Source organism: Phytopseudomonas argentinensis (genome assembly GCF_900113905.1).
In the GTDB taxonomy this organism is placed as follows: domain Bacteria; phylum Pseudomonadota; class Gammaproteobacteria; order Pseudomonadales; family Pseudomonadaceae; genus Aquipseudomonas; species Aquipseudomonas argentinensis.
On record NZ_FORC01000003.1, the window covers coordinates 47684 to 72569 of the forward strand.

The 24886-nt window shown below is 64.2% G+C and carries 23 protein-coding genes; 14 read left to right on the forward strand and 9 right to left on the reverse strand.

Going from position 1 to position 24886, the window contains the following annotated elements:
• Positions 1 to 44 precede the first annotated feature (44 nt).
• The 5 genes from BM154_RS14760 (at position 45) to BM154_RS14780 (ending at position 9178) form a co-directional block, all read left to right on the forward strand.
• Positions 45 to 560 carry a sigma-70 family RNA polymerase sigma factor gene (locus BM154_RS14760; RefSeq protein ID WP_244157184.1) on the forward strand — a complete coding sequence of 172 codons (516 nt, stop codon included), beginning with the start codon at positions 45 to 47 and terminating at the stop codon, positions 558 to 560.
• A gap of 90 nt (positions 561 to 650) precedes the next feature.
• Positions 651 to 1637: a FecR family protein gene (locus BM154_RS14765; RefSeq protein WP_074885536.1), complete on the forward strand. Its 987-nt coding sequence runs from the start codon at positions 651 to 653 to the stop codon at positions 1635 to 1637.
• A gap of 184 nt (positions 1638 to 1821) precedes the next feature.
• Positions 1822 to 4689 (forward strand): TonB-dependent receptor plug domain-containing protein, encoded by a 2868-nt coding sequence (locus BM154_RS14770; RefSeq protein ID WP_167364694.1) that lies wholly within the window; start codon positions 1822 to 1824, stop codon positions 4687 to 4689.
• 14 nt (positions 4690 to 4703) lie between these two features.
• Positions 4704 to 7490, forward strand: coding sequence for a M16 family metallopeptidase (locus BM154_RS14775; RefSeq protein WP_074885539.1), 2787 nt, complete (start codon positions 4704 to 4706; stop codon positions 7488 to 7490).
• On the forward strand, positions 7487 to 9178 hold the full coding sequence (locus BM154_RS14780) for an ABC transporter ATP-binding protein/permease (RefSeq protein ID WP_074885541.1): 1692 nt from the start codon (positions 7487 to 7489) through the stop codon (positions 9176 to 9178). Before BM154_RS14775 ends, BM154_RS14780 begins: the two co-directional genes overlap by 4 nt.
• Positions 9179 to 9260: 82 nt before the next feature.
• Here BM154_RS14780 and rnk read toward each other — a convergent pair whose 3' ends face one another.
• The 3 genes from rnk to cyaY all read right to left on the reverse strand — a co-directional run bounded on the left by rnk (position 9261) and on the right by cyaY (position 10312).
• A complete protein-coding gene (rnk, locus tag BM154_RS14785; protein ID WP_074885543.1) occupies positions 9261 to 9668 on the reverse strand; it encodes a nucleoside diphosphate kinase regulator in 408 nt (135 codons plus the stop codon).
• 118 nt (positions 9669 to 9786) lie between these two features.
• On the reverse strand, positions 9787 to 9990 hold the full coding sequence (locus tag BM154_RS14790; protein WP_074885546.1) for a DUF1289 domain-containing protein: 204 nt from the start codon (positions 9988 to 9990) through the stop codon (positions 9787 to 9789).
• On the reverse strand, positions 9980 to 10312 hold the full coding sequence (gene cyaY, locus BM154_RS14795) for an iron donor protein CyaY (protein ID WP_027903921.1): 333 nt from the start codon (positions 10310 to 10312) through the stop codon (positions 9980 to 9982). Before cyaY ends, BM154_RS14790 begins: the two co-directional genes overlap by 11 nt.
• A 181-nt stretch (positions 10313 to 10493) precedes the next feature.
• On the opposite strand from cyaY, the gene lptM reads away from it, so the two are divergent.
• The 6 genes from lptM to BM154_RS14825 are packed head-to-tail and all read left to right on the forward strand — an operon-like array spanning position 10494 to position 15053.
• Positions 10494 to 10619, forward strand: coding sequence for an LPS translocon maturation chaperone LptM (gene lptM / locus BM154_RS14800; RefSeq protein ID WP_074885553.1), 126 nt, complete (start codon positions 10494 to 10496; stop codon positions 10617 to 10619).
• A gap of 9 nt (positions 10620 to 10628) precedes the next feature.
• On the forward strand, positions 10629 to 11876 hold the full coding sequence (lysA, locus tag BM154_RS14805; RefSeq protein ID WP_074885556.1) for a diaminopimelate decarboxylase: 1248 nt from the start codon (positions 10629 to 10631) through the stop codon (positions 11874 to 11876).
• Between the two features lie 5 nt (positions 11877 to 11881).
• Positions 11882 to 12712 (forward strand): diaminopimelate epimerase, encoded by an 831-nt coding sequence (dapF, locus tag BM154_RS14810; RefSeq protein WP_074885559.1) that lies wholly within the window; start codon positions 11882 to 11884, stop codon positions 12710 to 12712.
• Positions 12709 to 13404 (forward strand): DUF484 family protein, encoded by a 696-nt coding sequence (locus tag BM154_RS14815; RefSeq protein WP_074885564.1) that lies wholly within the window; start codon positions 12709 to 12711, stop codon positions 13402 to 13404. The genes dapF and BM154_RS14815 overlap by 4 nt, the downstream gene beginning before the upstream one ends.
• Before the next feature lie 54 nt (positions 13405 to 13458).
• Positions 13459 to 14358, forward strand: a complete 900-nt coding sequence (gene xerC / locus BM154_RS14820; RefSeq protein WP_139225463.1) for a tyrosine recombinase XerC — start codon at positions 13459 to 13461, stop codon at positions 14356 to 14358.
• Positions 14355 to 15053: an HAD family hydrolase gene (locus BM154_RS14825; RefSeq protein WP_074885567.1), complete on the forward strand. Its 699-nt coding sequence runs from the start codon at positions 14355 to 14357 to the stop codon at positions 15051 to 15053. The genes xerC and BM154_RS14825 overlap by 4 nt, the downstream gene beginning before the upstream one ends.
• Before the next feature lie 279 nt (positions 15054 to 15332).
• Here BM154_RS14825 and sutA read toward each other — a convergent pair whose 3' ends face one another.
• The 5 genes from sutA to glnK all read right to left on the reverse strand — a co-directional run bounded on the left by sutA (position 15333) and on the right by glnK (position 19354).
• Positions 15333 to 15653, reverse strand: a complete 321-nt coding sequence (gene sutA, locus BM154_RS14830) for a transcriptional regulator SutA (protein WP_070885922.1) — start codon at positions 15651 to 15653, stop codon at positions 15333 to 15335.
• 75 nt (positions 15654 to 15728) lie between these two features.
• Entirely contained in the window at positions 15729 to 16154 is a 426-nt protein-coding gene (locus BM154_RS14835) for a secondary thiamine-phosphate synthase enzyme YjbQ (RefSeq protein ID WP_074885568.1), read from the reverse strand.
• A gap of 132 nt (positions 16155 to 16286) precedes the next feature.
• Positions 16287 to 17540: an ammonium transporter gene (locus BM154_RS14840; RefSeq protein WP_074885571.1), complete on the reverse strand. Its 1254-nt coding sequence runs from the start codon at positions 17538 to 17540 to the stop codon at positions 16287 to 16289.
• A gap of 118 nt (positions 17541 to 17658) precedes the next feature.
• Positions 17659 to 18975 (reverse strand): ammonium transporter, encoded by a 1317-nt coding sequence (locus BM154_RS14845; RefSeq protein ID WP_074885574.1) that lies wholly within the window; start codon positions 18973 to 18975, stop codon positions 17659 to 17661.
• Between the two features lie 40 nt (positions 18976 to 19015).
• Positions 19016 to 19354: a P-II family nitrogen regulator gene (glnK, locus tag BM154_RS14850; protein WP_003096476.1), complete on the reverse strand. Its 339-nt coding sequence runs from the start codon at positions 19352 to 19354 to the stop codon at positions 19016 to 19018.
• 390 nt (positions 19355 to 19744) lie between these two features.
• On the opposite strand from glnK, the gene BM154_RS14855 reads away from it, so the two are divergent.
• The 3 genes from BM154_RS14855 to BM154_RS14865 all read left to right on the forward strand — a co-directional run bounded on the left by BM154_RS14855 (position 19745) and on the right by BM154_RS14865 (position 23735).
• Complete coding sequence (locus BM154_RS14855) at positions 19745 to 20017, forward strand: accessory factor UbiK family protein (RefSeq protein ID WP_074885577.1); 273 nt, start codon at positions 19745 to 19747, stop codon at positions 20015 to 20017.
• 34 nt (positions 20018 to 20051) lie between these two features.
• On the forward strand, positions 20052 to 21542 hold the full coding sequence (locus BM154_RS14860) for a YifB family Mg chelatase-like AAA ATPase (RefSeq protein WP_074885578.1): 1491 nt from the start codon (positions 20052 to 20054) through the stop codon (positions 21540 to 21542).
• A 219-nt stretch (positions 21543 to 21761) separates the two neighbouring features.
• A complete protein-coding gene (locus tag BM154_RS14865; RefSeq protein WP_074885581.1) occupies positions 21762 to 23735 on the forward strand; it encodes a BCCT family transporter in 1974 nt (657 codons plus the stop codon).
• A gap of 207 nt (positions 23736 to 23942) precedes the next feature.
• On the opposite strand, the gene BM154_RS14870 is transcribed toward BM154_RS14865, so the two are convergent.
• Positions 23943 to 24818 carry an ABC transporter permease subunit gene (locus BM154_RS14870; RefSeq protein ID WP_074885583.1) on the reverse strand — a complete coding sequence of 292 codons (876 nt, stop codon included), beginning with the start codon at positions 24816 to 24818 and terminating at the stop codon, positions 23943 to 23945.
• Between the last annotated feature and the right edge of the window lie 68 nt (positions 24819 to 24886).

Genomic DNA, 24886 nt, shown 5'->3' on the forward strand with positions numbered 1-24886 from the left:
CGCTGTCGCACGCCCGCTGTGCACGGCTTGCGGCAGTGCCAATCGTGTCCCTAGCAACCAACCCCAAACTCGACCTGTACCTCTTCCACCGCCCCGCCCTGGTGGACTACGCCGCCTCGCTGCTCAGTTGCCGCGCCCAGGCCGAAGATGTGGTGCAGGAGGCCTGGCTGCGCTTCAGCAGTCGCGACAGCGTCAACGCCGTGATCGACCAGCCAGTGGGCTATCTCTACCGGATCGTCCGCAACCTGGCATTCGACCTGAGCCGCCGGGACGCGACCGAGCGCCGCCAGCCCGATAGCGACGAGTTGCTCGAGACGCTGTCCGACGACAAACCGGGGCCCGAGCAACAGGCCAGCACCAGCGCCGAGCTGCGCATAGTCAACGCCGCTCTGGCTGAACTACCGCCCCGCGTGCAACGTGCCTTCGCCATGCACCGGCTGGAAGGCCACACGCTGCAGCAGATCGCCGCCACCCTGAATATTTCCGTCGGTCTGGCGCACCAATTGGTGCACCAGGCGCTGTGTCATTGCGCCGATCGCCTGGAGCAGGCCAGTGGCTGAGCTGAAAATCCGCGGCGCTGAGCCGTCCTTTGCTCGCAAGGGCGCGTGTGTGCGACCCTTGCCCACCTTTCAGGACGATCCGAAACGACCATGACCGGCAACCTCACCCACACCGCACTGGATTGGCTGCTGCGCATCCAGCAGCGCCCCGAGGATGCCGCGTTGCGCACCGAGCTGGCCGCCTGGCTGGCCATCGACACCCGTCATGTCGAGGCCTACCGCCAGGCCGAGCGGGTCTGGCAACTGACCGGCTTGAACGAGGCAGCGGCAACCCCACCTCCCGCCGAAACACCCCGCATACCAGCCGCCCCCATCGCTGCAGCAGCGGTTCCCGCCATACGTCCGCAACGCCTGCGCAGGCGACGCTGGCCGGCCCTGTTGGCGGGCTCGCTGGCCGCCTGTTTCATACTGTGGGTGGCCCCTGATGCCTATCTCGGCTACCAGAGCGACTACCGCACGGATCTTGGTGAGCAGCGCAGCATCGAACTGGACGACGGCAGCCGCGTGCAGCTCGACAGCCAGTCGGCGATCAGCGTCGAGTTCGACAGCAGCCGCCGCGAAGTACGTCTGCTCAGCGGCCAGGCGTTCTTCGAGGTAACCCCGGACCAGAGCCGGCCCTTCAGGGTCGATGCGAACAACCTGCAGATCACCGTCACCGGTACGGCGTTCAACGTGGCCGTGCGCGCCAGCCAACTGACCGTCGCAGTGCAACACGGCTCGGTGCGGGTGGCCGAGGGCAACCACACATTGGCCGAAGCGCTGCACGCAGGCGACCGGCTGCAGTGGCGCAGCAGCGACCAGGTGACTCGCGACAAACTCCCGCTCAGCCAGATAGCCGTCTGGCAGCAAGGCCGTCTGGTGGTGCGCGACGCCCGCATCGCCGATGTGCTCGATGAATTGCGCCCTTACCTGCCTGGCAAGCTGGCATTGCGCGACGACAGGCTGGGCGCCAAACGCATCACCGGTGTCTATGACCTGCGCGACCCCGACGCCGCCCTGCGCGCCATCCTCCAGCCCTACCAGGGGCAAGTCAGCACCTGGACGCCCTGGCTCAGGGTCGTCGAACGCCAGCCCTGAGCCCCTTTCGCGCGGCTTTTTCCAATCTCGTAAAAATAATTCGAATTTCTCTGAAAATTTTCAGCGCCGACACGTCATTGCCTCGAACACGAATCGATACGGATTCGCATTAGCTTTCAGCTGGGCCTCTGGCCCGTTCGGGGAAGGTATGAACAAGCAGTCGCGGTCGCCCGGAAATCACGTCATGCATGCCAGGACCCTGGGCAGAGCCATCAGCCTGGGCCTGCTCGGCCTGTGCGGCGCGCTGCCGGTCAGCGTCAGTACCGCCATGGCGCAAGAGGCTTCAAGCGCACTGCTGCAGCAACAACATACCTTCGACATCCCATCCCAGCCCCTGGCCGACGCCTTGATCGCCTTCGCTCAGCAGAGCGGCCTGCAGGTCAGCGCTGACCAGCAGCTGGTCGGTCACCTGCGCAGCAAGACAGTCAAGGGGCAGATGAGCAACGAACAGGCGCTGTCGCGCTTGCTGGAAGGCAGTGACGTCGGCTGGGACTATCAGCAGGAGCTGCTGACATTCTTCCAGGTGGCCAGCCAGCAGGATGTGCTGGAGCTGGGCAATACCGTAGTGATGGGAAAATCGGAGAGCGCTTACCAGGGCGAGGCACTCATTGATCGCCGCTTGATCGAGAACTTTGCCGGCGCCAACGGCGACATGACCAGCATGTTGAAAATGCACCCCAGCGTGCGTTTCGACACCACCCAGCAAAGCTCCAACACTCCGGGGGAAATCAACCCGGCGGACATCAGCATCAACGGCGCCAAGTTCTATCAGAACAACTTCATGGTCGATGGCGTGAGCATCAACAACGACCTGGACCCGGGCGCCAGCTCCGGCTCACGCAACGATGTGAATGGCCAGTACAACCTGCCGAGCAACGCATTCGGCATTGCCCTGGATGCCGATCTGCTCGAAGAGGTGCGCGTATACGACTCAAACGTCTCGGCCAAGTACGGGCGCTTCAATGGCGGTGTGGTCGACGCCATCACTCGCCGGCCAACGGAGGAATTCCATGGCAAGGTCTCGGCGCAGATGACCCGATCCGAGTGGACCGAATACCACATCAACAACGATCAGATCAGCGATGAGGAGTTCGAGCGCTCCAGCGACTACGCCAACCAGCCAGAATTCAGGAAACTGAGCACCCGGGTGATGCTCGAAGGTCACCTGACCGAAAACTTCGGCCTGATCGGCAACTTCGTTCGCAAGACGTCGGAGATTCCCCTCTACGCCTACCCCGGCGGCTACGCCAGTGCTGGCGACGCGCTCAAGCATAACCAGAAGCGCATCATCGAGAACAAGATGATCAAGGCCTACTGGACGCCCAACGAGCGCCTGGACCTGTCGCTGGCCCTGGTCGATGCGCCTGCCGAAGGTACCTACTTCAAGGCCAACCAGCGCAACTCCGGCTTTCGCATCGACCAGGGCGGGCAGACAGCGACCCTGAGGGCGGTGTGGACAGGTGACGCTCTGACCTACACCCACCAGTTCGCCTACAAGACGGTGCAAAGCTCCCGGGACGCCGACAGCAGTATTCACAAACAGTGGCGGTGGTCTGCCGACAAGAACTGGGGCAACCCCTACCGTAACGGCAAGCTCTTCGACGGCTCGACCAGCGTCGAAGGCGGTATGGGCGATCTCGAACAGCGCCAGACCGGCCTTGAATACAACCTGGACGTGCAGGCATTGCCGTTCGAGTTCATCAACACCAGCCATACCTTGGGCTTCGGCCTGGAAATCAGACGTCAGAAAGCCAGTTATGAGGTGCTGGAAGACACACTCGGCGCTTCGGTCCTACGCCGTAGCTCGGCCACGGGCGGGACCAGCTGTGTCACGGCGAGCGGCCTGCTGGACAGCGACTATTGCTCGGTCAGCACCAGTGCGACCGGTGTTGCCGAGCGCCAATACTTCGGACTGCTCAACAGCGTACGTGCCGGCAAGGTGGAAGCCGAGCAGATCGACTACGCGCTCTACCTGCAGGATGACATCCAGATCGGCAATCTCAAACTGCGCCCAGGCGTGCGATTCGATGCCGACAACTACATGGAAAAGAAGACCATCGCACCGCGCTTCGCTGCCAGTTACGACTTCTTTGGAGACCAAAGCAGCGTGCTGACGACGGGCGTCAACCGCTACTACGGCCGCAACCTGTTCAAGTACCGGCTGGCCGATGGCCGCGAATCGCTGCGTTGGCGTGCCACTCGCCTTGGCAGCACCACGAACACCATCCGCGATTTCGGGCCCTGGACCAACTTCGGCGTCGACGAGAGCGCCTTCCGCAAGATCGATATCCCTTATGACGACGAGTGGATGGTCGGCTTCGCCCAGCAGACGCTGGGCATGCAGTTCGAGCTCAAATACGTGCACCGCGAAGGTAGGGATCAGGTGGTGCGCAGCCGCGCCAACTACCTGGGACTCGAAGCGGGCAATGACGTCGATAGCATCGCCAACTATTACACCTACACCAATGCCGGTAAAAGCCGTAGCGAGACCGTCACCCTGACCATGAGCCCCCTCGAGACGCTGCACTTCGCCGGCACCGCCACCAGCTTCATGCTGGGCATGGACTGGAACCGCACCGAAAGCGCGCAAAGCAATTACGACAATATCCTCAACGAGGATCGCCTCAACGACGAGGACGTCTACTTCGACGGCAGCCTGATGCCCTACAGCGAATTGCCCGCCAGCAACTTCAACCGCCCCTGGACGATTCGCCTCAATACCGTTACCAGCATCCCGCGCCTGAACCTGACCTGGACCAACTTCCTGCGCTACCGCGGCCCCTACGACCAGATATTCCGCGCCAACCCGGAAGACATCCTCATCGATGGCGCCACGTATGAAAACTACGAAGTACGTGAGGTGCCTGCCGCACCGACCTGGGACACCAGGCTCAAGTGGACGCTGCCCCTCGGCGGCAGCCAGTCGACCTACGTTGCCGTGGACATCACCAACGTGACCGACAAGGTCAATACCATCGCCAGCGACACCGCCGGCACCATCAGCTACGAGACCGGCCGCCAGTACTGGCTAGAAGTCGGCTACCAATTCTAAGAAGGCGCGCGCCCATGCATCCCGTGAAAGTCCTCCTCACAGCATTGGCAGCGTTGCTGCTCGGTGCCTGCACCTCCCTGCCCGCTGGCGACGCGCCGCTGCAGTGGCACCCCATTGTCACCCGTGGCGAGCTGCCCAATGGCCTGCGCTACAACCTGATCCGCACCGATGAGCAGAAAGGCCGGCTGGATATGCGCCTGACGGTGCACGCTGGCTCCGTGGATGAGGCCGACGACCAGGTCGGTGTCGCCCATCTGCTCGAGCACCTGGCCTTCTACAGCCACGGCCGTGAAACGCTCGATGTGCGCCAGCGCCTGCAAAAAGCCGGCTGGCAGCAGGGCCGCAACTTCAATGCGGTGACCAGCTACGAGCGCACCCAGTACCTGCTCAGCCCGCCCAATGGCGTCAAGAGCACCGAGCTGGCGCTACAGACCCTGGCGGACATGGCCTTCGCCGCCGACTTCAGCGCAGAGGACCTGCAACGCGAGCGCCCGATCGTCATCGAGGAATGGCGTGGCGGCCTGGGCGTGGCGCAGCGCATGAATGCCAAGCGCACTGCCGCCCAGCGCACCGGCTCGCGTTACCCCGCGCACCGCACCATCGGCAATCGCCAGGCTATCGAACAGGCGCAGTTGGCGGCGCTGCAGGCATTCCAGCAGCGTTGGTACGTGCCCAACAACATGGTGCTGAACATCGTTGGCGACCTTGACCCGCAGCAGATGGCCCAGCAGATAGAAAAGTATTTTGCGCAGGCACCGCGCGGCACGCTGCCGGCGCGCGAGCATCTGGAGCTGCCACTGGATGGGCAACTCAAGATATTTCGCGTGCAGGACAGCCAGAGCGGCAGCAATCAGGTCGCCTTGCTGTTTCGCTTCCGCCAACTGGATGTTCGTGAGCAAACCAAGGCCGGCGGACGAGACCGTCTGCTCGATCGCCTGGCGCTGACCGCCCTGTCTCGACAGCTGCGCCTTCAACCGCTGGACGAAGGGGTTGGCAGCCTGACCGCGGTGAAGACCCAGATTGGCCGACGCACCGGCGTGCTGGCAGTGGCTGCCAGCGTAAACGGTCAGCACCATGAACAAGCCCTGCAAACGCTGCTGCGCGAGCTCGAACGCATACGTCAGCATCCACTGCACGACGAACAGGTGCAGGCCGCCAAGGAAGATGTACGGCAGATTGCCGAGCGTATGCTGAGCGAGCCTACACCGCGAGACTTCGACAGCTGGGTGCGCCACCTCAACGATGCCACGCTAGGCGAACGCGTGCTGCAGGATCCCCGAGCCATCGCTCGCAACAGCCTCGACAATCTCGACAGCATCAGCAGCCGCGATCTGCATCAGCGCATCATCGCCTGGCTCGACAGTCCGGATCAGGTATTGCAACTCAGCGCACCCGGCGGCAGACCACTGACACTGCCCGACGTAGAACAGGTGCAACAGCAAACCCGCCACTGGGCAGCGGCGCGCCTGGACGCTCCACAAGCGCCCCAGCTGCAGGCGGAGATCGTCGTTCCCGAACTGTCGAGCAGCGCGCCGGCCGGCACCATCGTCAGCAGCCGTCGCTTCGACAAGGAACAGGTCGAGCACTGGCAATTGAGCAACGGCGACCGCGTAGTGTGGCTGCGCGCAGCCGGAGCCGATGGCAAAGCGCAGTTGCGCGTCGATTCCAGCGCAGGTTTTCTATACGCGGGCACACCATCCTGGCACGCACAGATCGCCAGCCAGCTGGCCCTGCAGATGCCCCCGCAAGGCTGGAGCGACGAGCAGTTCGGGGCCTGGAAGCGCCGTGACAAGATACAGTTATCCTTCACCCAGGGGCCGCAACGCCTGGAGGCGCAAGGCAGTGCCGAGCCGGCAACGCTGGCCAGCCTGCTGGCGCTGTACCAGGCCCGGCAGACCCGCAGCACCCTGGATGAAGACGCTTTCCGCGAAAGCCTGAACGAGCTGCGTGAACGCATGCTGCGCCAGCGTGACAACGTGCGCAGCGAGCAAGACGCTGCCTGGCGGCGGCTCAAACAGGGCCAGGACGACTGGCAGAAACCCACCCTGCAGGCGGTCGATGCGCTGAGCCGGCGGATGCTCGAGGAGCAATGGCGCCGCCAGGCAGCCGCACCGGTCACCTACTACCTGATGACGGACGTCCCGGCCGCCGAACTGCGCGCGCTGGTCACGCGCTACCTGGCCGGCATCCCCCGCGGGGAGCCGCTGATCAGCCACGCCAGCCCTCGCCAGCCCGGGCAACGCCGGGCCTCTCTGCATATCGCCCGTGAACCACGCGCCAGCCTTTATGCCAGCAGTTTCCAACCGCATCCCTGGAGCCCGGCGGAGGCGGTGCGGGTTGCCGCGTTGCGCGAAATCGCCAACGGTTTGCTCAAGCAACGCCTACGCGGCGAAGCCGGCGGTATCTACAGCCTGAAGTTCGACAGCGAACTGAGCGCCGACCACCAGCGCATCGACAGCGAGCTGCGCTTCAGCAGTGATCCACAGCGCGCCGATGAGCTTTGGCAGCTGGCTCGCCAGACCCTGGACAGGCTGCCGGAGGCCATCGATGACCAGCGCGTAGCCTCGCTGCGCCGCGAACTGGCCCGTCAGGAAGCCCGCCGCCAAGCAGACCCTGCAACCCAGCTGCATCGGCTGATCCTCAGCGAGAGAGCCTGGCAGGACCCGCGCTACCTCAGCGAACAGCACCAGTTGCCTGCCGCCTTGCAGCCGGCAGCCTTGAAGCGCCTGGCGCGTCAGCTGTTCCCACAGGCCAATGAAGTGCGCCTGCAACTGTTGCCTGCGGCGGATGTGGAATCATGAAAACCCTGGGTCTTTTCTTCGCACTCGCCCGCCCTTTCTGGGGCAGCCGCGCCGGCTGGCCTGGCTGGGCGCTGCTGGCGCTGGCATTGGCCATGGGTGCGGGCCTGGTGCAGGTCAACGTATACATCAATGAATGGAGCAAGACCTTCTACGACACCCTGGCGACCTTCGACGGCAACGCCCTGCTTGGCCTGATGGGCCAGTACGCCATCGCCATCGGCGTGCTGATCGGCGCCATCGTCGCCAAGGACTGGTTCAACAAGGCGCTGATGCTGCGCTGGCGCCAGCACCTCAACGACCATCTGCTGGAGCGCTGGCTGGGCGAGCGTCGTTACTACCGTCTGGGCCTTGGCGGCGAGCCGGACCACCCGGATCAGCGTATCGCCGAGGATGCCTACCTGCTGACGGAAAAGACCGTTGGCATCGTCGTCTCGCTGTTTATAAACAGCCTGCAGATCGGCGCCTTCTTCAGCATCCTCTGGCAGCTGTCCGGTACCCAAACCTTCACCATCGCCGGCCGTGAGCTGAGCATCGACGGCTATCTGGTCTGGGCCGCGGTTCTCTATACCCTTGTCGGCACCCTGCTCACCCACTGGCTGGGCCATCCATTGCACGGCCTGAACTACGAGCGCCAGCGCAGCGAGGCGGCCTTTCGTGCCGACCTGCTGCGCAAGCGCGAGCATGCCGAGCAGATCGCCCTGTATGCCGGCGAAGACGCCGAGCGAAAAAGCCTGGAACGGCGCTTCGCCGCCATCGCCGACAACTGGCGCGGGCTGATGCGCCGGGAACTGAAGCTGGGGATATTCACCGCCGGCTACAGCCGCGTCAGCAATATCGTGCCAGTCTTTATCGCGCTGCCGATGTTTCTCGCCAAGACAGTCACCCTAGGCGGGCTCATGCAGATTCGCAGCGCCTTCACTGCGGTTCAGGGCTCGCTGAGCTGGTTCATCTTCTCCTACCGAGACCTGGCCGAATGGAGCGCCACGGTGCAGCGCCTGGGCCAGTTCCAGCAGGCCATGGAGCGCCTGCAGCCTATCGAGCTTCATCACGGTGAAACCCTCAGCACCTGCGGGCTGGACGTGCTGCGGCCCAACGGCGAGCCGCTGCTGTGCGGTCTGGCAATGCAGGCGCGCCCTGGTGAATGGCTGCGCCTGGCCGGCGCCAGTGGCCTGGGCAAGACCACCCTGCTACGCACCCTGATGGGTCTCTGGCCGCACCACCGCGGCAGCTGGCAATTGCCCGGCGGTCGCAGCCTGCTGCTGCCACAGAAACCCTACCTGGCCAGCGGCCGACTCGACGAGGCGCTGGCCTACCCGGCGGCGCAGGTACCAGACACGCTGCAATTGATTGGCGCCCTGCAGGATGTTGGCCTCGGCCACCTGGCTGCAGAACTGGAGCGCGAAGCCGAGTGGAGCCGGCAACTCTCCGGCGGTGAACAGCAGCGCCTGGCCATGGCCCGTGCCCTGCTCTACCAGCCCGACACCCTGTATCTCGATGAGGCGACCAACCAGCTCGATGAACAGGCCGCCTGCGGGCTTCTCATGCGGCTGCGCGAGCGCCTGCCGAGTTGCACACTGATCGGCGTCAGCCACCAGCCGGCGGTGCAGCGCCTGTTCGAGCGCAGTATCGATCTGCACGCATGTGGAGTGGCATGCAGGCCGTCGGCACAGGCTCTGGCCACGGCTTGAGCGGATTGCCGAGCCCCGCTGCGCGGGCCCGGATCACGGAGAACCGACTCGGCAGCGGGATCAGCGCCGAGTCGGCTGAAGCTCAGCGGGCGTATTCGCCGGCGGCTTCTGGCTGGTATTCGACTTCCAGCAGGGTCAGCTTGAGCTGCTTGCCGCCCGGCACCGGCCAGTCGATGTGCTGGCCGACACTCAGGCCCAGCAGCGCGGTGCCAACGGGAGCGAGAACCGAGACCTTGCCTTCGCCACCAGCGTCCTGGGGATAGACCAGGGTCAGGTGATAGTCCTTGCCGCTGCTTTCTTCGCGGCAATGCACACGAGAATTCATGGTCACCACGCCGGCCGGCACCTGGTCATGACCGACCACCTCGGCACGGTCCAGCTCGGTTTGCAAGGCTTCGGCAGCCGGGCCGAAATCATCCAGGCTGTCGAGCAACTGCTCCAGGCGCTGCAGGTCGAGGCGGGTAATGGTGATGGACGGTGTACTGGCCATGGTGCGGGCATATCTCCTTTGCTGGACGCCAAAAAAGCAAAACCCCATCGAAACGACGGGGTTTTTGCAGGAATTTGAGCTGACCGTAACACAGCCACCCAAATAAACAAGAGCAGGGTCAGCCAAGCGCCAGGCGCTGCTCGGCCAGCGCACGGATCACCCGGCGGCGTTCATCGTCGGCATTGCCCCACTCGAGGATTTCCGCCAGCAGGCGCCCACAGCCCAGGCAACGCTCGGCCTGGTTCAGGCAGCAGCGGCGTCGGCAGGGCGAGGCCACCGGGGACACCTGCGGGTCGGGCTCGCAGGTAGTTTCAGATCTCATCGAACTCCAACTCGGCACCGGCCTGTTCGGCAACGATCCGCTCGAGCATCTCGCTAAGCAACTCGTCGCTGCTGTCGCAGATCCAGCGCTGGTTGTCCTCGTCGTAGTCGAAGTGGAAACCGCCGGAGCGGGCCGCCAGCCACAGCTGCCGCAGCGCCGGCTGGCGGCTGAAGATCAGTTGCGAGCCGTTGTCGAAGCGCACCGTCAGCACGCCAGCGGAATTTTCCAGATCGATGTCCAGGTCGCTGTCGTCGAAGATGTCTTCCAGCGCCTGCTGCACTGCATCGACCAGGTCGTGGAAACGGGCTTCGCTCAAACTCATTGCACTTACCTCATGAAAGATTCGGCACCATCGGAGCGCCACAAAACGCGGGCACGCCGTTGTCCATACGCGCCAGCGGGCCAGGGCAAAGCCCCGCCGGACGGGAACCCCGGCGCATAGGCAACATGCCGGGGGGTCGGTATACTCGGTGGCAATTATGCTTTATTACAAGGATTTGACCATGAAGCGGCTGTTCACTGCCCTCATCGCGCTCGTCGCCGTTACCACCCTGCTCGGCGGCTGCGGCCAGAAAGGCCCGCTGTACCTGCCGGATGATAACCAGTCCGCCTCCTCGCAAGACAGATAAGGGCCGCCCATGAACACCTTCGAATACCGCGACGGTTCGCTGTTCGCGGAAGGTGTGGCGTTGTCCGCCATTGCCCAGCGCTTCGGCACGCCCACCTACGTCTATTCGCGCGCTCACATCGAGGCGCAGTACCGCGCCTACGCCGATGCGCTGGTCGGCATGCCGCACCTGGTGTGCTTCGCCGTCAAGGCCAACTCCAACATCGGCGTGCTGAACGTTCTGGCGCGCCTGGGTGCCGGCTTCGACATCGTCTCCAGTGGTGAACTGGAGCGCGTATTGGCCGCCGGTGGCGAACCGAGCCGTATCGTGTTCTCCGGCGTCGGCAAGAGCCGCGACGACATGCGCCGCGCCCTGGAAGTCGGCGTGCACTGTTTCAACGTCGAGTCGGGCGTCGAGCTGGAGCGCCTGCAGAAGGTGGCCGCCGAAATGGACGTCAAGGCGCCCGTCTCGCTGCGGGTCAACCCGGACGTGGACGCCGGCACCCACCCGTATATCTCCACCGGCCTCAAGGAGAACAAGTTCGGTATCGATATCGAGCAGGCCGAGGCGGTCTACGCCCGCGCCGCCGAGCTGCCGAACCTTGAGGTGATCGGCGTCGATTGCCATATCGGCTCGCAACTGACCACTCTGGAACCCTTTCTCGATGCCCTGGATCGCCTGCTGCTGCTGGTCGACAAGCTGGCCACGCGCGGCATCGTCATCAAGCATCTGGATCTGGGTGGCGGCCTCGGCGTGCAGTACCGCGACGAGCAGCCACCGCAGATCGGCGACTACATCGCCGCCGTACGCAAACGCCTGGAGGGCCGTGACCTGGCCCTGGTATTCGAGCCGGGTCGCTTCATCGTCGCCAATGGTGGCGTGCTGCTGACCCAGGTGGAATACCTCAAGCACACCGAACACAAGGACTTCGCGATCATCGATGCGGCGATGAACGACCTGATCCGCCCGGCCCTCTACCAGGCCTGGATGGAGGTGTCGCCGGTGCAGCCCCGTGAAGGCGAAGCGCGCAGTTACGACCTGGTCGGGCCGATCTGCGAGACCGGTGATTTCCTGGCCAAGGATCGTCAGTTGGTGCTCAAGGAAGGCGATCTGCTGGCGGTGCGCTCGGCCGGCGCCTACGGCTTCGTGATGAGTTCGAACTACAACACCCGCGGCCGCGCCGCCGAGGTGATGGTCGACGGCGAGCAGGCTTTCGAAGTGCGTCGCCGCGAAACCCTGGACGAGCTCTTTGCGGGCGAAAGCCGCCTGCCGGAGTGATGCCCATGTTATTGCGCTTTACCAAGATGCATGGCCTGGGCAACGATTTCATGGTTCTCGACCTGGTCAGCCAGCATGCCCACATCCAGCCCAAGCATGCCAAGCAGTGGGGCGACCGGCACACCGGCATCGGCTTCGACCAGTTGCTGCTGGTCGAACCGCCGCAGCACCCGGACGTGGACTTCCGCTACCGCATCTTCAATGCCGACGGCAGCGAAGTGGAACAGTGCGGCAACGGCGCGCGCTGCTTCGCCCGCTTCGTGCTGGACAAGCGCCTGACGGTGAAGAAGAGCATCCGCGTGGAAACCAAGGGCGGCATCATCGAGCTCAACGTGCGCGCCGATGGGCTGATCACCGTGGACATGGGCGCACCGCGCCTGGCACCCGAACAGATCCCCTTCCAGGCCGACGCCGAAGCGTTGAGCTATGCCGTCGAGGTCGATGGCCAGAGCCACGAGCTGGCCGCGGTATCCATGGGCAACCCCCATGCGGTGCTACGCGTCGATAACGTCGACAGCGCGCCGGTGCACGAGCTGGGCGCGAAGCTGGAATACCATCCGCGCTTCCCGCAGCGGGTCAACGTCGGTTTCCTGCAGGTCGTCGATCGTCAGCACGGCCGCTTGCGCGTCTGGGAACGCGGTGCCGGGGAAACTCAGGCCTGCGGTACCGGCGCCTGCGCCGCCGCCGTCGCGGCGATCCGCCAGGGCTGGATGGACTCGCCGGTACAGCTGGAGCTGCCGGGTGGCAAGCTGCACATCGAGTGGGCAGGCCCCGGCCAGCCCGTTATGATGACCGGCCCCGCCGTGCGCGTGTACGAAGGACAGGTTCGCCTATGACTGACCAGCAGGATTCGCCCAAGCCCCTGGACTCGGAAACGGTCGCCGCCTACCTGCGCCTGCACCCCGAGTTCTTTATCGACCATGACGAGCTGATTCCCGAGCTGCGCATTCCGCATCAGCGCGGTGATACCGTGTCGCTGGTCGAGCGCCAGGTCAAACTGCTGCGCGAGCGCAACATCGAGATGCGCCAGCGCCTGTCGCACCTGATGGAGGTCGCCCGTGACAACGACCGGCTGTTCGACAAGACCCGGCGCCTGGTGCTCGACCTGATGGATGCCAGCAGCCTCGAAGAAGTCGTCAGTTGCGTGGAAGACAGCCTGCGCCGGGAGTTCCAGGTGCCCTTCGTGGGACTGATCCTGTTCAGCGAAACGCCGCTGCCAGTCGGCCGCAGCGTCAGCAGCGCAGAAGCCCACCAGGCGATCGGCGGCCTGCTGGCTGGCGGCAAGACCATCTGCGGCGTGCTGCGCGAGCACGAACTGAACTTCCTGTTCGGTGAAGCCGCCGCGGACGTCGGCTCGGCGGCGGTGGTCGGCTTGTCCCATCAGGGCCTGCACGGCGTGCTGGCGATCGGCAGCGCCGACTCGCAGCACTACAAGAGTTCCCTGGGCACCCTGTTCCTCGGCTATATCGCCGAAGTGCTGTCGCGGGTACTGCCACGCTTCTCGGCACCGCTGCGCTCGGTCAGGTAGCACGCCGTCCATAGGGCGCGGACATCGCGCCCTCGTGTCATGGAGCTGCCTCTCATGCTCACCGCCCATCTCGATGCCTACCTCGAACACCTGCGCAGCGAACGGCAGGTGTCGGCCCATACCCTGGATGGCTATCGACGCGACCTCAACAAACTGCTCGCCTATTGCGAGCGGGAAGGCCTGGCGGACTGGGCGGCACTGGATATTTCCCGCCTGCGCCGTCAGGTCGCGCGCCTGCACAAGGAAGGCCAGTCGGCCCGCAGCCTGGCGCGCCTGCTCTCGGCCACCCGCGGCCTGTATCGCTACCTGATCCGCGAAGGCCACTGCCAACATGACCCGGCCAGCGGCCTGACGCCACCCAAGGGCGAGCGCAGGTTGCCCAGGGTGCTGGACGTCGATCGGGCCACGCAACTGCTCGATGGTGCCCAGGAAGACGACTTCATCGCTCGCCGCGATCACGCCATGCTCGAGCTGTTCTACTCCTCGGGCCTGCGCCTCTCGGAGCTGGTCGCGCTGAACCTGGACGGTCTCGACCTGGCTGCCGGGCTGGTGCGCGTTACCGGCAAGGGCAACAAGGTGCGCGAGCTGCCAGTGGGCAGCAAGGCCCGCGAAGCACTGCAAGAGTGGCTGCCATTGCGAGCCCTGGCCAACCCGGCCGATGGCGCACTATTCATCAGCCGCCAGGGCCGCCGCATCGGCGCCCGTGCGGTGCAACTGCGGGTACGCCAGGCCGGCGTCAGCGAACTGGGCCAACACATTCACCCACATATGCTGCGCCATTCGTTCGCCAGCCATATGCTCGAATCGTCCCAGGACCTGCGCGCGGTACAGGAGCTGCTTGGCCACGCCGATATCGCCACCACCCAGGTCTACACCCACCTGGACTTCCAGCACCTGAGCAAGGTCTACGACAGCGCTCATCCAAGAGCCAAGCGCAAGGAGCAGGACTCATGAGCATTCGCCTGATCACCTTCGACCTCGACGACACCCTGTGGGACAACCGCCCGGTGATCCTCGGCGCCGAGACGGCCATGCGCGAGTGGATCAGCGCCCATGCGCCGCGCCTGGCAGAGCAGCCAGTGGATCACCTGGGACAGGTGCGCGGTCGCCTGCTGGAGGCCGAGCCCAACCTGAGATACCGCCTGAGTGAGCTGCGCCGGCGTACCCTGCGCCAGGCGCTGGAAGGCGTCGGCCATGCCCCCGAGGAAGCCGCGCAGCTGGCCGAGGGCGCCTTCCAGGCGATGCTCGAGGCACGCCATGCCATTACTTTCTTCAGCGACACGGTGACCACGCTCGAGCTGCTGGCCAACCAGTACAGCCTGGGCGTGATCACCAACGGCAACGCCGACGTGCGCCGCCTCGGCCTGGCCGACTACTTCAGTTTCATCCTCTGCGCCGAGGAGCTGGGCGTCGGCAAACCCGACCGCGAGCCGTTCGAGCAAGCACTCGCCCGCTCCGGAATGCGCGCCGAGCAGGCTGTGCATGTCGGCGACCACCCCGGCGACGATATCGCCGGTGCCCAGGCGGCCGGCTGGCGTGCGGTGTGGTTCAACCCCCATGGCAAGGCCTGGTCTGGCGAGCAAGAAGCCGACGCGCAGATCCGCAGCCTCGGCGAGTTGCCGGCGCTGCTGCAGCGCTGGGCCCAATGACGTGAGAAGAGTGAGCGAAGCGTAATCGGCTGATTTCGGCACTGATGTGCATCGGGTCGTCTAGCCTACGTAACGGTGCTGTAGCGGGAACCGTTCGATGGACACTTGGTGGGAGCGGCTTCAGCCGCCATCAACGTTGAAGGCAAACACAGTCGGCTAGAGCCGCTCCCAGATTGAAAGCTCAATCGGCTGGGTGTCTTGCGCTAAACAAGACAGCCGCCACAAACGCAAAAGCCCGCCTTTCCAGGCGGGCTTTTGCATGCAGATCCGGCGTTCGCGTCAGATGGGGCGACTGCCGTACTTGCTATCGGGCTTCTTGGGCGGATCGGAGACCACATTGGGCTCCACTTCCTGCACCTTGCCACCGCGGGACAGGAACTCTTCCATGGCGCGCGCCAAGGCATCGCGTTCCTTCTGTTTGGCTTCTACGCTGGGCAGCTCTTCGACTTCTACAGCCTTCTTGGCTTTGCCCTTGGCAGGCGCCGCGCTATCGGACTCGCTGTCGTCGTCGGCAACATCACCATCGGCGGCCGCCAGCTCCTCGCCATCGTCCTCGTCCGCGCCTTCCAGCTCGTCTTGTTCCAGTTCTTCGTCGCTCATGTTCAGCCTCATGACTTGCGAAAAGCAGGTTGGTTATAGTCCAGTCGTCCGCGGTTGCCGAACGCCTGGGAAAATTCAATTGGTCGAACCCTGCAGGGTTGCCAGCACGCGGCGCGCACCGCCGTGTTCACGGTGCTCGCCGAGGTATATCCCCTGCCAGGTTCCCAGTGCCAGGCGCCCGCTACTCACGGGCAGCTGTAACTGGACACCCAGCAGGCTCGACTTGAAGTGCGCCGGCAGATCGTCCGGGCCTTCGTCGCAGTGCTCGTAACCTGCCCCATCCTCGGGGACGAGGCGGCGGAAAAAGCGCTCGAAGTCACGGCGTACTGCGGGGTCTGCATTCTCGTTGACCGTCAGGGACGCGGACGTGTGCTGCAGCCACAGGTGTAACAGACCCACCCTGTAGCTCGCCAGTTCCGGTAATGAATCCAGCAATTCGTCGGTCACGAGGTGAAAGCCCCGCGGCCGTGAACGCAGGGTAATCAGCCGTTGCTGCCACATGCTCGTCGCCCCCGTTTTTCAACGCGCGCATTCTAGCGTGCCGGACAAAAAAGCAAAGGGCGCCTGAGCGCCCTTTGCCGGTGTTCAACATCATTTTTAGTGATGACGCTTCGGGCTCGGCGCCCGAGGCCATCACTTGTTGCTGGTGAACTCGGGGTAGGCTTCCATCCCGCACTCGACCAGATCGACGCCGTCGTATTCCTCTTCCTCGGATACGCGCAGGCCAACGACCGCCTTGATGATGCTCCAGACGATCAGGCTGGCGATGAACACCCAGGCGAAGATGCAGGCGATGCCCAGCAGCTGTGCACCCAGGCTGGCCTGCGGGTTGGTCAGGCACACCGCCAGGGTGCCCCAGATGCCCGCCGCGCCATGCACGGAGATGGCGCCGACCGGATCGTCGACCCTGATCTTGTCGAAGCCGAGGATGGCGAACACCACCAGCACGCCGCCCACGCCGCCGATCAGGGTGGCCTGCAGCGCGGTCGGGGTCAGCGGCTCGGCGGTGATCGATACCAACCCGGCCAGCGCACCATTGATGGCCATGGTCAGGTCGGCCTTGCCGAACAGGATGCGCGCCACGATCAGTGCCGCGATCAGGCCGCCGGCAGCAGCCATATTGGTATTGACGAACACCTGGGCCACGGCGTTGGCGTCCTCGATGGTGCTCATCTTCAACTGCGAGCCCCCATTGAAGCCGAACCAGCCCATCCACAGGATGAACATGCCCAGGGTCGCCAGCGGCAGGTTGGCGCCGGGAATGGCGTTGACCTGACCATTGGCGCCGTATTTTCCCTTGCGCGCACCGAGCAGCAGCACACCGGCCAGGGCTGCTGCTGCACCGGCCATGTGCACCACGCTGGAGCCGGCGAAATCGAGGAAACCGGCGGCATCGAGGAAACCGCCGCCCCATTTCCAGAAGCCCTGTACCGGGTAGATGACCGCGGTCATCACCACCGCGAAGGCGATGAACGACCACAACTTCATGCGCTCGGCCACGGCGCCGGAGACGATCGACATGCAGGTGGCGGCGAACACGATCTGGAAGAAGAAGTCCGAGCGGGCGGCGTAGTACGGGGCATCTTCGCCACCGGCCAGTACCGACTCGACGCTGTTCTCGTCACCGATCAGAAAACCGAAGCTCGGCAGGATGCCGCCCTCGGGGCTGGAATACATGATGTAGTAGCCGATCAGCAGATACATGATGCAGGCGATGGCGAACAGCGCCACGTTCTTGGCGAGAATCTCGGTGGTGTTCTTGGCGCGTACCAGGCCTGCTTCGAGCATGGCGAAGCCGGCGGCCATCCACATGACGAGGGCGCCACAGATCAGGAAATAGAAGGTATCGAAACCATACTGCAGAGCAGTCAGTGCTGTGTTGTCCATTTTTTTATCACCTCTGGCCGTTGCGCCCGGGAGTGCGCTGTGCGGTCGAGGCGCCCGGGTTGGCTCCGGGCGCACTCCGTGTGCTGTCGGCCCGCCACAGAAAGCGGGCCGCTGGTACTTACAGGATGTAGCCGCGCTCGTTGTGCTGAGCCAGGTCGAGGCCGACCGACTCGTCTTCATCGCTGACCCGCAGGCCCATCACGGCATCGATGACCTTGAGGATCACGAAGGTGACGATACCGGTGTAGATCACGGTGACGGCCACGCCCTTGAACTGGATCCACAGTTGCAGGCCGATGTTCTCGACCTCACCAAAGCCGCCCAGCGCCGGTGCGGCGAAGATGCCGGTCAGCAGCGCGCCGACGATGCCGCCCACGCCGTGCACGCCAAACACGTCCAGCGAGTCGTCGTAGCCCAGCTTGCGCTTGAGGCTGGTGGCGCAGAAGAAGCAGATCACGCCGGCCGACAGGCCGATGATCATCGCGCCCATCGGGCCGACGGTACCGGCCGCCGGGGTGATGCCGATCAGGCCGGCGACCACGCCCGAGGCGATGCCCAGTGCGCTGGGTTTGCCGTGGGTGATCCACTCGGCGAACATCCAGCCCAGCGCCGCGGCAGCGGTGGCGATCTGGGTGACCAGCATGGCCATGCCAGCGGTCTGGTCGGCGGCGGCAGCGGAGCCGGCGTTGAAGCCGAACCAGCCGACCCACAGCATCGCTGCTCCGATCAGGGTGTAGCCCAGGTTGTGCGGCGCCATGGCCACGCTCGGGTAACCCTTGCGTTTGCCCAGCACGATGCACGCCACCAGGCCAGCGATGCCGGCGTTGATGTGCACCACGGTGCCGCCAGCGAAGTCGAGCACGCCCCAGTCCCACATCAGGGCCCCGTCGCCGCCCCAGACCATGTGCGCGATCGGCGCGTAGACCAGGGTGAACCAGACGGTCATGAACACCAGCATCGCCGAGAACTTCATGCGCTCGGCAAAGGCACCGACGATCAGCGCCGGCGTGATGATGGCGAAGGTCATCTGGAAGGTGATGAACACGCTTTCCGGGAAGGCCGCGGTCAGCGATTCCTTGGTCAGGTTGCCGAGGAACATGTTGCCCAGGCCGCCCACGAAGGAGCTGAAGTTGGTGACACCGGCTTCCATCCCGGTGGTGTCGAACGCCAGGCTGTAACCGTAGGCGAACCACAGCAGGCTCATCAGCGCGGTGATGGCGAAGCACTGCATCATCACCGACAGGACGTTCTTGGAACGCACCATGCCGGCGTAGAACAGCGCCAGGCCTGGAATGGTCATGAACAGCACCAGGGCGGTGGCGGTCAGCATCCAGGCGGTATCACCGGAATTCAGCGTTTTTTCCTGAGCCATGACCAGGCTCGGGGAAAACAGAGACGAAAGGGCTCCAAGCCCTGCGATTTTTCGCAGAGTCATGATTTAACTCCTGGGACGATTTGGGGGTGGGGGCGGAGCTTTAGATCGCGTCGGTATCGGTTTCGCCGGTACGGATGCGGATCGCCTGTTCCAGGTTTACGACGAAAATCTTGCCGTCACCGATCTTGCCGGTGTTGGCAGCCTTGGTGATGGCCTCGATGACGCGGTCCAGCTGATCGTCAGCAATGGCGACGTCGATCTTCACCTTGGGCAGGAAGTCGACGACATATTCAGCGCCGCGGTACAGCTCGGTATGGCCCTTCTGGCGGCCGAAGCCTTTCACTTCGGTGACGGTGATGCCTTGCACACCGATTTCCGACAGCGATTCGCGGACGTCGTCCAGCTTGAACGGCTTGATGATGGCAGTGACTAGTTTCATGAAACTCTCTCCCGTGTAAGGTGGACTTGCCCCAGGAATTGTTACCCCGGGCCAAGTCTAAGCTCAGTGTCTGGCTTTTGTATGCATCGGTTGCCAAGACGGGCTGACCAACTGCTGGCGACGAACCCTTGCCGCCCGTTCGCTACAACCGAACCGCATCGGTGCATGGGTCATGAGGCTCTAAGCAGAAATCTTGCCAATACCCGAAAAGCGCAGCTTTTCAGGCGTTTACCGGCCTGCCGGCGGCTGTGATCAACTTCACTCCCTGGACGCCGCACCAGAAGGGCGCCAAACCGCACCGCGAGGCGCACACTATTGGTGCGAATCAGGCTCGTCTGACGTAAGAAATCAGCGTGCTACACTGCCGCCATCCCATTCTGGAAGGTTCCCATGCTGCCACCCAAAGTGTTGCTCGATGCCCTTAGCAGCCAGGCAAGTCGCCTGCTCAGCGGTGATAATCCGCTGCCGCGAAGTGAAATCGAAAGCCAGCTCAAGGCGCTGCTGCAGAGCAGTTTCAGCAAGCTGGATCTGGTCAGCCGCGAAGAGTTCGACAGCCAGATGGTTGTACTGGCCCGCACCCGAGCGCGTCTCGAAGCCCTGGAGGCCAAGGTCACGGAACTCGAATCGCGCAACGCAACGACGCAGCACGCGCCGGTCGAGTAGCCCGCTCGGCCAGCAGGCAATCAAGGAGTGATTGATGTCATTGGCCATTGTCCATAGCCGCGCCCAGGTCGGCGTCGATGCGCCCAGCGTTACCGTCGAAGCCCATCTGGCCAACGGCCTGCCTTCTCTGGCTTTGGTCGGTCTGCCGGAAACCGCGGTCAAGGAATCCAAGGACCGGGTGCGCAGTGCCATCCTCAACTGCGCCCTCGATTTCCCTCCACGGCGCATTACCCTCAACCTGGCGCCGGCCGATCTGCCGAAGGACGGCGGCCGCTTCGACCTGGCCATCGCCCTTGGCATTCTAGCGGCCAGCGGCCAGCTACCCGCCGAATCCCTCACCAGCCTCGAGTGCCTTGGCGAGCTCGCGCTGTCGGGCTCGATTCGCCCGGTGCAGGGCGTACTTCCCGCCGCGCTGGCCGCCAGACAGGCTGGGCGTACGCTGGTCATTCCCCGGGAAAATGCCGAGGAAGCCAGCCTGGCCACAGGCCTGACGGTACTGGCGGTCGACCACCTGCTCGAGCTGGTCGCGCACCTCAACGGCCAGACGCCACTGGCGCCCTATCAGGCGCAAGGCCTGCTGCGCCATACTCAGCCGTACCCGGACCTCGCCGAAGTGCAGGGCCAGGTTGCCGCCAAACGTGCCCTGCTGGTCGCCGCCGCTGGCGGCCATAACCTGTTGCTGAGCGGGCCACCCGGCACCGGCAAGACCCTCCTGGCGAGCCGCCTGCCCGGCCTGCTGCCACCGCTGACCGAGGAGGAAGCCCTGCAAGTCGCCGCGATCCGCTCGGTGGCCAGCCACACGCCGCTGCAGAGCTGGCCACAGCGCCCTTTCAGGCACCCGCACCACAGCGCGTCCGGCCCGGCCCTGGTGGGCGGTGGCAGCCGCCCGCAGCCAGGGGAAATCACCCTGGCCCACCACGGCGTCCTGTTTCTGGACGAATTGCCCGAGTTCGACCGCCGAGTGCTCGAAGTGCTACGCGAGCCACTGGAAAGTGGCCAGATCGTCATTGCCCGCGCCCGCGACAAGGTCAGTTTCCCCGCCCGTTTCCAGCTGGTGGCGGCCATGAACCCCTGCCCCTGCGGCTTTCTCGGCGATCCCAGCGGCCGCTGTCGCTGCAGCGCGGAGCAGATCCAGCGCTACCGCGGCAAGCTGTCCGGGCCGCTGCTCGACCGTATTGACCTGCATATCACCGTGGCCCGCGAGAGCACTCAGCTCGATGCCTCGCCGGATAACGGCGACAACAGTGCTGCCGCCGCCGACCGGGTCGCTGCAGCACGGGACATCCAGTTGCACCGGCAGGGCATTGCCAATGCCTTTCTCGACCTGCCCGGGCTACGCGCCCACTGTGCGCTCAGCGATGCCGATCGCCAGTGGCTGGAGCACGCCTGCGAGCGCCTCACCCTGTCGCTGCGCTCGGCGCACCGCGTGCTGAAAGTGGCGCGAACCCTGGCTGACCTGCAGGCGCAGGAACAGATCAGCCGCCAGCATCTGGCCGAGGCCCTGCAGTACCGCACCAGCCTGTGAGCCTGCACAAATAAGCTGAACAAAACGGCTGATGGCTTATCGATAGCAGGCACAGCCAAGAACCCGACTATCGGTGATGCTACAATCGCGGCCTCCGCTTTTGGCGGCCATCCGAAAAACCGAGTCGCTTCTCCATCCCACCATCTGCCCACTCCAGCTTAAGCTGAGTCACTGGATGCGCTGGTCATGGACTGACTCCGACCAAGGAGAGCTAGCTCAATGGGGGCAAATCTGTCTTCCCGCTCCACCCTCAACCCGCCGGTTTTCTTCGGCTCGACCTTTCTGATCGCCTGCCTGGTGATCTATAGCACGGCATTCAAGGACAACGCCCAGAGCGTATTCGGCGACACTCAGGCCTGGATCATCGAGAACGCCAGCTGGGTCTATATCCTTGCCGTGGCGTTGATCCTGATGTTCGTGGTGTTTCTCGCCATGAGCCGCTTCGGCGACATCAAGCTCGGCCCGGACCACAGCGAGCCCGAATACAACAACACCACCTGGTTCTCCATGCTGTTCTGCGCCGGCATGGGCATCGGTCTGATGTTCTTCGGCGTGGCCGAACCGGTGATGCACTTCATCGACCCACCGGTGGGCGACCCGCAGACCGTCACCGCAGCGAAGGAAGCGATGAAGCTGACCTTCTTCCACTGGGGCCTGCACGCCTGGGCGATCTATGCCATCGTCGCGCTGATCCTGGCCTACTTCGCCTTTCGTCATAACCTGCCGCTGACGCTGCGCTCGGCCCTCTACCCGCTGATTGGCGACCGCATCTACGGGCCGATCGGCCATGCGGTGGACATCTTCGCGGTCATCGGCACGGTGCTTGGCGTGGCCACCTCACTGGGCTACGGCGTGCTGCAGATCAATACCGGCCTGAACCACCTGTATGGCCTGCCAACCACCACCACGGTGCAGATCGGCCTGCTGATCGCCACCATGCTGCTGGCCACCATCTCCGTGGTCAGCGGCCTGGACAAGGGCATTCGGCGTCTCTCCGAGCTGAACATGCTACTGGCCGTGGGCCTGCTGCTGATCGTGCTGGTGCTCGGCCCGACCGTGTTCATCATGCAGACCTTCGTGCAGAACACCGGCGGCTATCTGTCGGAGATCGTCAGCAAGACCTTCAACCTCTACGCCTACGAGCCGACCGACTGGATCGGTGGCTGGACCCTGTTCTACTGGGGCTGGTGGCTGTCCTGGTCGCCCTTCGTGGGCCTGTTCATCGCCCGTATTTCCCGTGGTCGCACCATCCGCCAGTTCATCAGTGGCGTGCTGGTGGTTCCCGCCGGTTTCACCCTGCTGTGGATGACCGTATTTGGCGACACCGCGATCCACATGATCCTGGTCGACGGTGTCACCGACCTGGCCGAGGCGGTGAACAAGGACAGTTCCCTGGCGCTGTTCGCCTTCCTCGAACATTTTCCGATGTCGATGATCCTCTCGCAGATCGCGGTGCTGATGATCGTGGTGTTCTTCGTCACCTCGGCAGATTCCGGCGCCATGGTGGTGGACATGCTGGCCTCCGGGGGGCACGACCAGACACCGGTCTGGCAACGCATCTTCTGGGCCGCGCTGATGGCGGTGGTAGCGGCCTCGCTGCTGCTGGCCGACGGCCTCAAGGCGTTGCAGACCGCGACCATCGCCAGCGCGCTGCCCTTCGTGATCGCCCTGATGGCCTCGATGTGGGGCCTGTTGCGTGCGCTGCAGATCGATGCCGCCAAGCGCAACCTGCGTGACCAGGTGTCGCTCAGCCCCCGTGGAGCCTCGAGCCCTGGTGGCTGGCAACGGCGCCTGCGCAGCATGGTGATGCTGCCACGCCGTTCCCACGTCAACCGTTTCATCGCCGAAACTGTTCTGCCCGCCTGCCAGCAGGTGGCCGAGGAAATGCGCAAGCAGGGCCGTGAAGCACAGGTCGAAAGCGGCGACGACGGTCGCGTGACGCTGTCGGTCAGCCATGGCGCCGAAGCGGACTTCCAGTATCAGGTACGCCCTCGCGCCCTGATCCAGCCGAGTTTCGCCCTGCGTGATACTCGCGATGACTCCAGCGAGGAGCGCAAGTACTTCCGCGCCGAGGTTCACCTCAACGAAGGTGGCCAGGACTATGACGTGATGGGCTGGAACCGCGAAGAGGTGATCGGCGACATTCTCGATCAGTACGAACGCCACATGCACTTCCTGCACCTGACGCGCTGAGCTTCTGCGCCAACAACAACGCCCGGGCCGTGATAGCCCGGGCGTTGTTGTTTGTGGCTGAGCGCAAGACTCGACCAAAGCACAGCAGCTGGCCAGACAGCCACGCCGCTACTGCGGATACCCGACCGATCAGCCCCCCTATCTGACAGACAAAACAATGCCCGCCCTGCTTGCGCAGTCGGCGGGCACTGTCGTAGCCCAGCTGTTTCAGTGGGCCGGCTTGGCCTCCGGCCGAGCACCGATGGCATTCTGGCTTTCTTCCATGACCTGCTGGATCGCCTTGCGACGACGTTCCTCGGCGCGGTGAGTGAAGAACCACACCAGGAAAGTGGCCAGCGACACGGCCAGCAGGATCAGGCTGGCGATCGCGTTGATCGCCGGCGTCACGCCCAGGCGCACCTTGGAGAACACCTCCATGGGCAATGTGGTGGCGCCAGGGCCGGACACGAAGCTGGCCAGCACCAGATCATCCAGAGACAGGGCGAAGGACATCATGCCGCCAGCCATCAGCGAGGGCGCGATCATCGGGATGGTGATCAGGAAGAACACCTTCCACGGCCGCGCGCCGAGATCCATGGCGGCTTCCTCGATGGACAGGTCCAGCTCGCGCAGGCGCGCCGACACCACCACCGCCACGTAGGCCGAGCAGAAGGTGGTATGGGCGATCCAGATGGTCATCATGCCGCGCTCCGCCGGCCAGCCGATCAGTTGCGCCATGGCCACGAACAGCAGCAGCAGCGACAGGCCGGTGATCACTTCCGGCATCACCAGCGGCGCGGTGACCAGACCGCCGAACAGGGTGCGTCCCTTGAAGCGGCTGATGCGGGTCAGCACGAAGGCCGCCAGTGTACCCAGCGCCACCGCGGCGATTGCCGTGTAGCAGGCGATCTCCAGGGAGCGCCATACGGCGCCCATCAACTGGCGATCGTCGAGCAGGCTCCAGTACCACTTGGTCGACCAGCCGCCCCACACCGTCACCAGCCGCGAGGCGTTGAACGAGTAGATCACCAGGATGACCATTGGCAGGTAGATGAACGCCAGGCCGACCCACAGCATCAGCGTGGAGAATCGGAAATTCTTCATACCCGGCCCTCCAGCTCTTTAGCTCGGCCTGTGGTTGAAGAGCCGGTTGAACAGAATGATCCTTGACG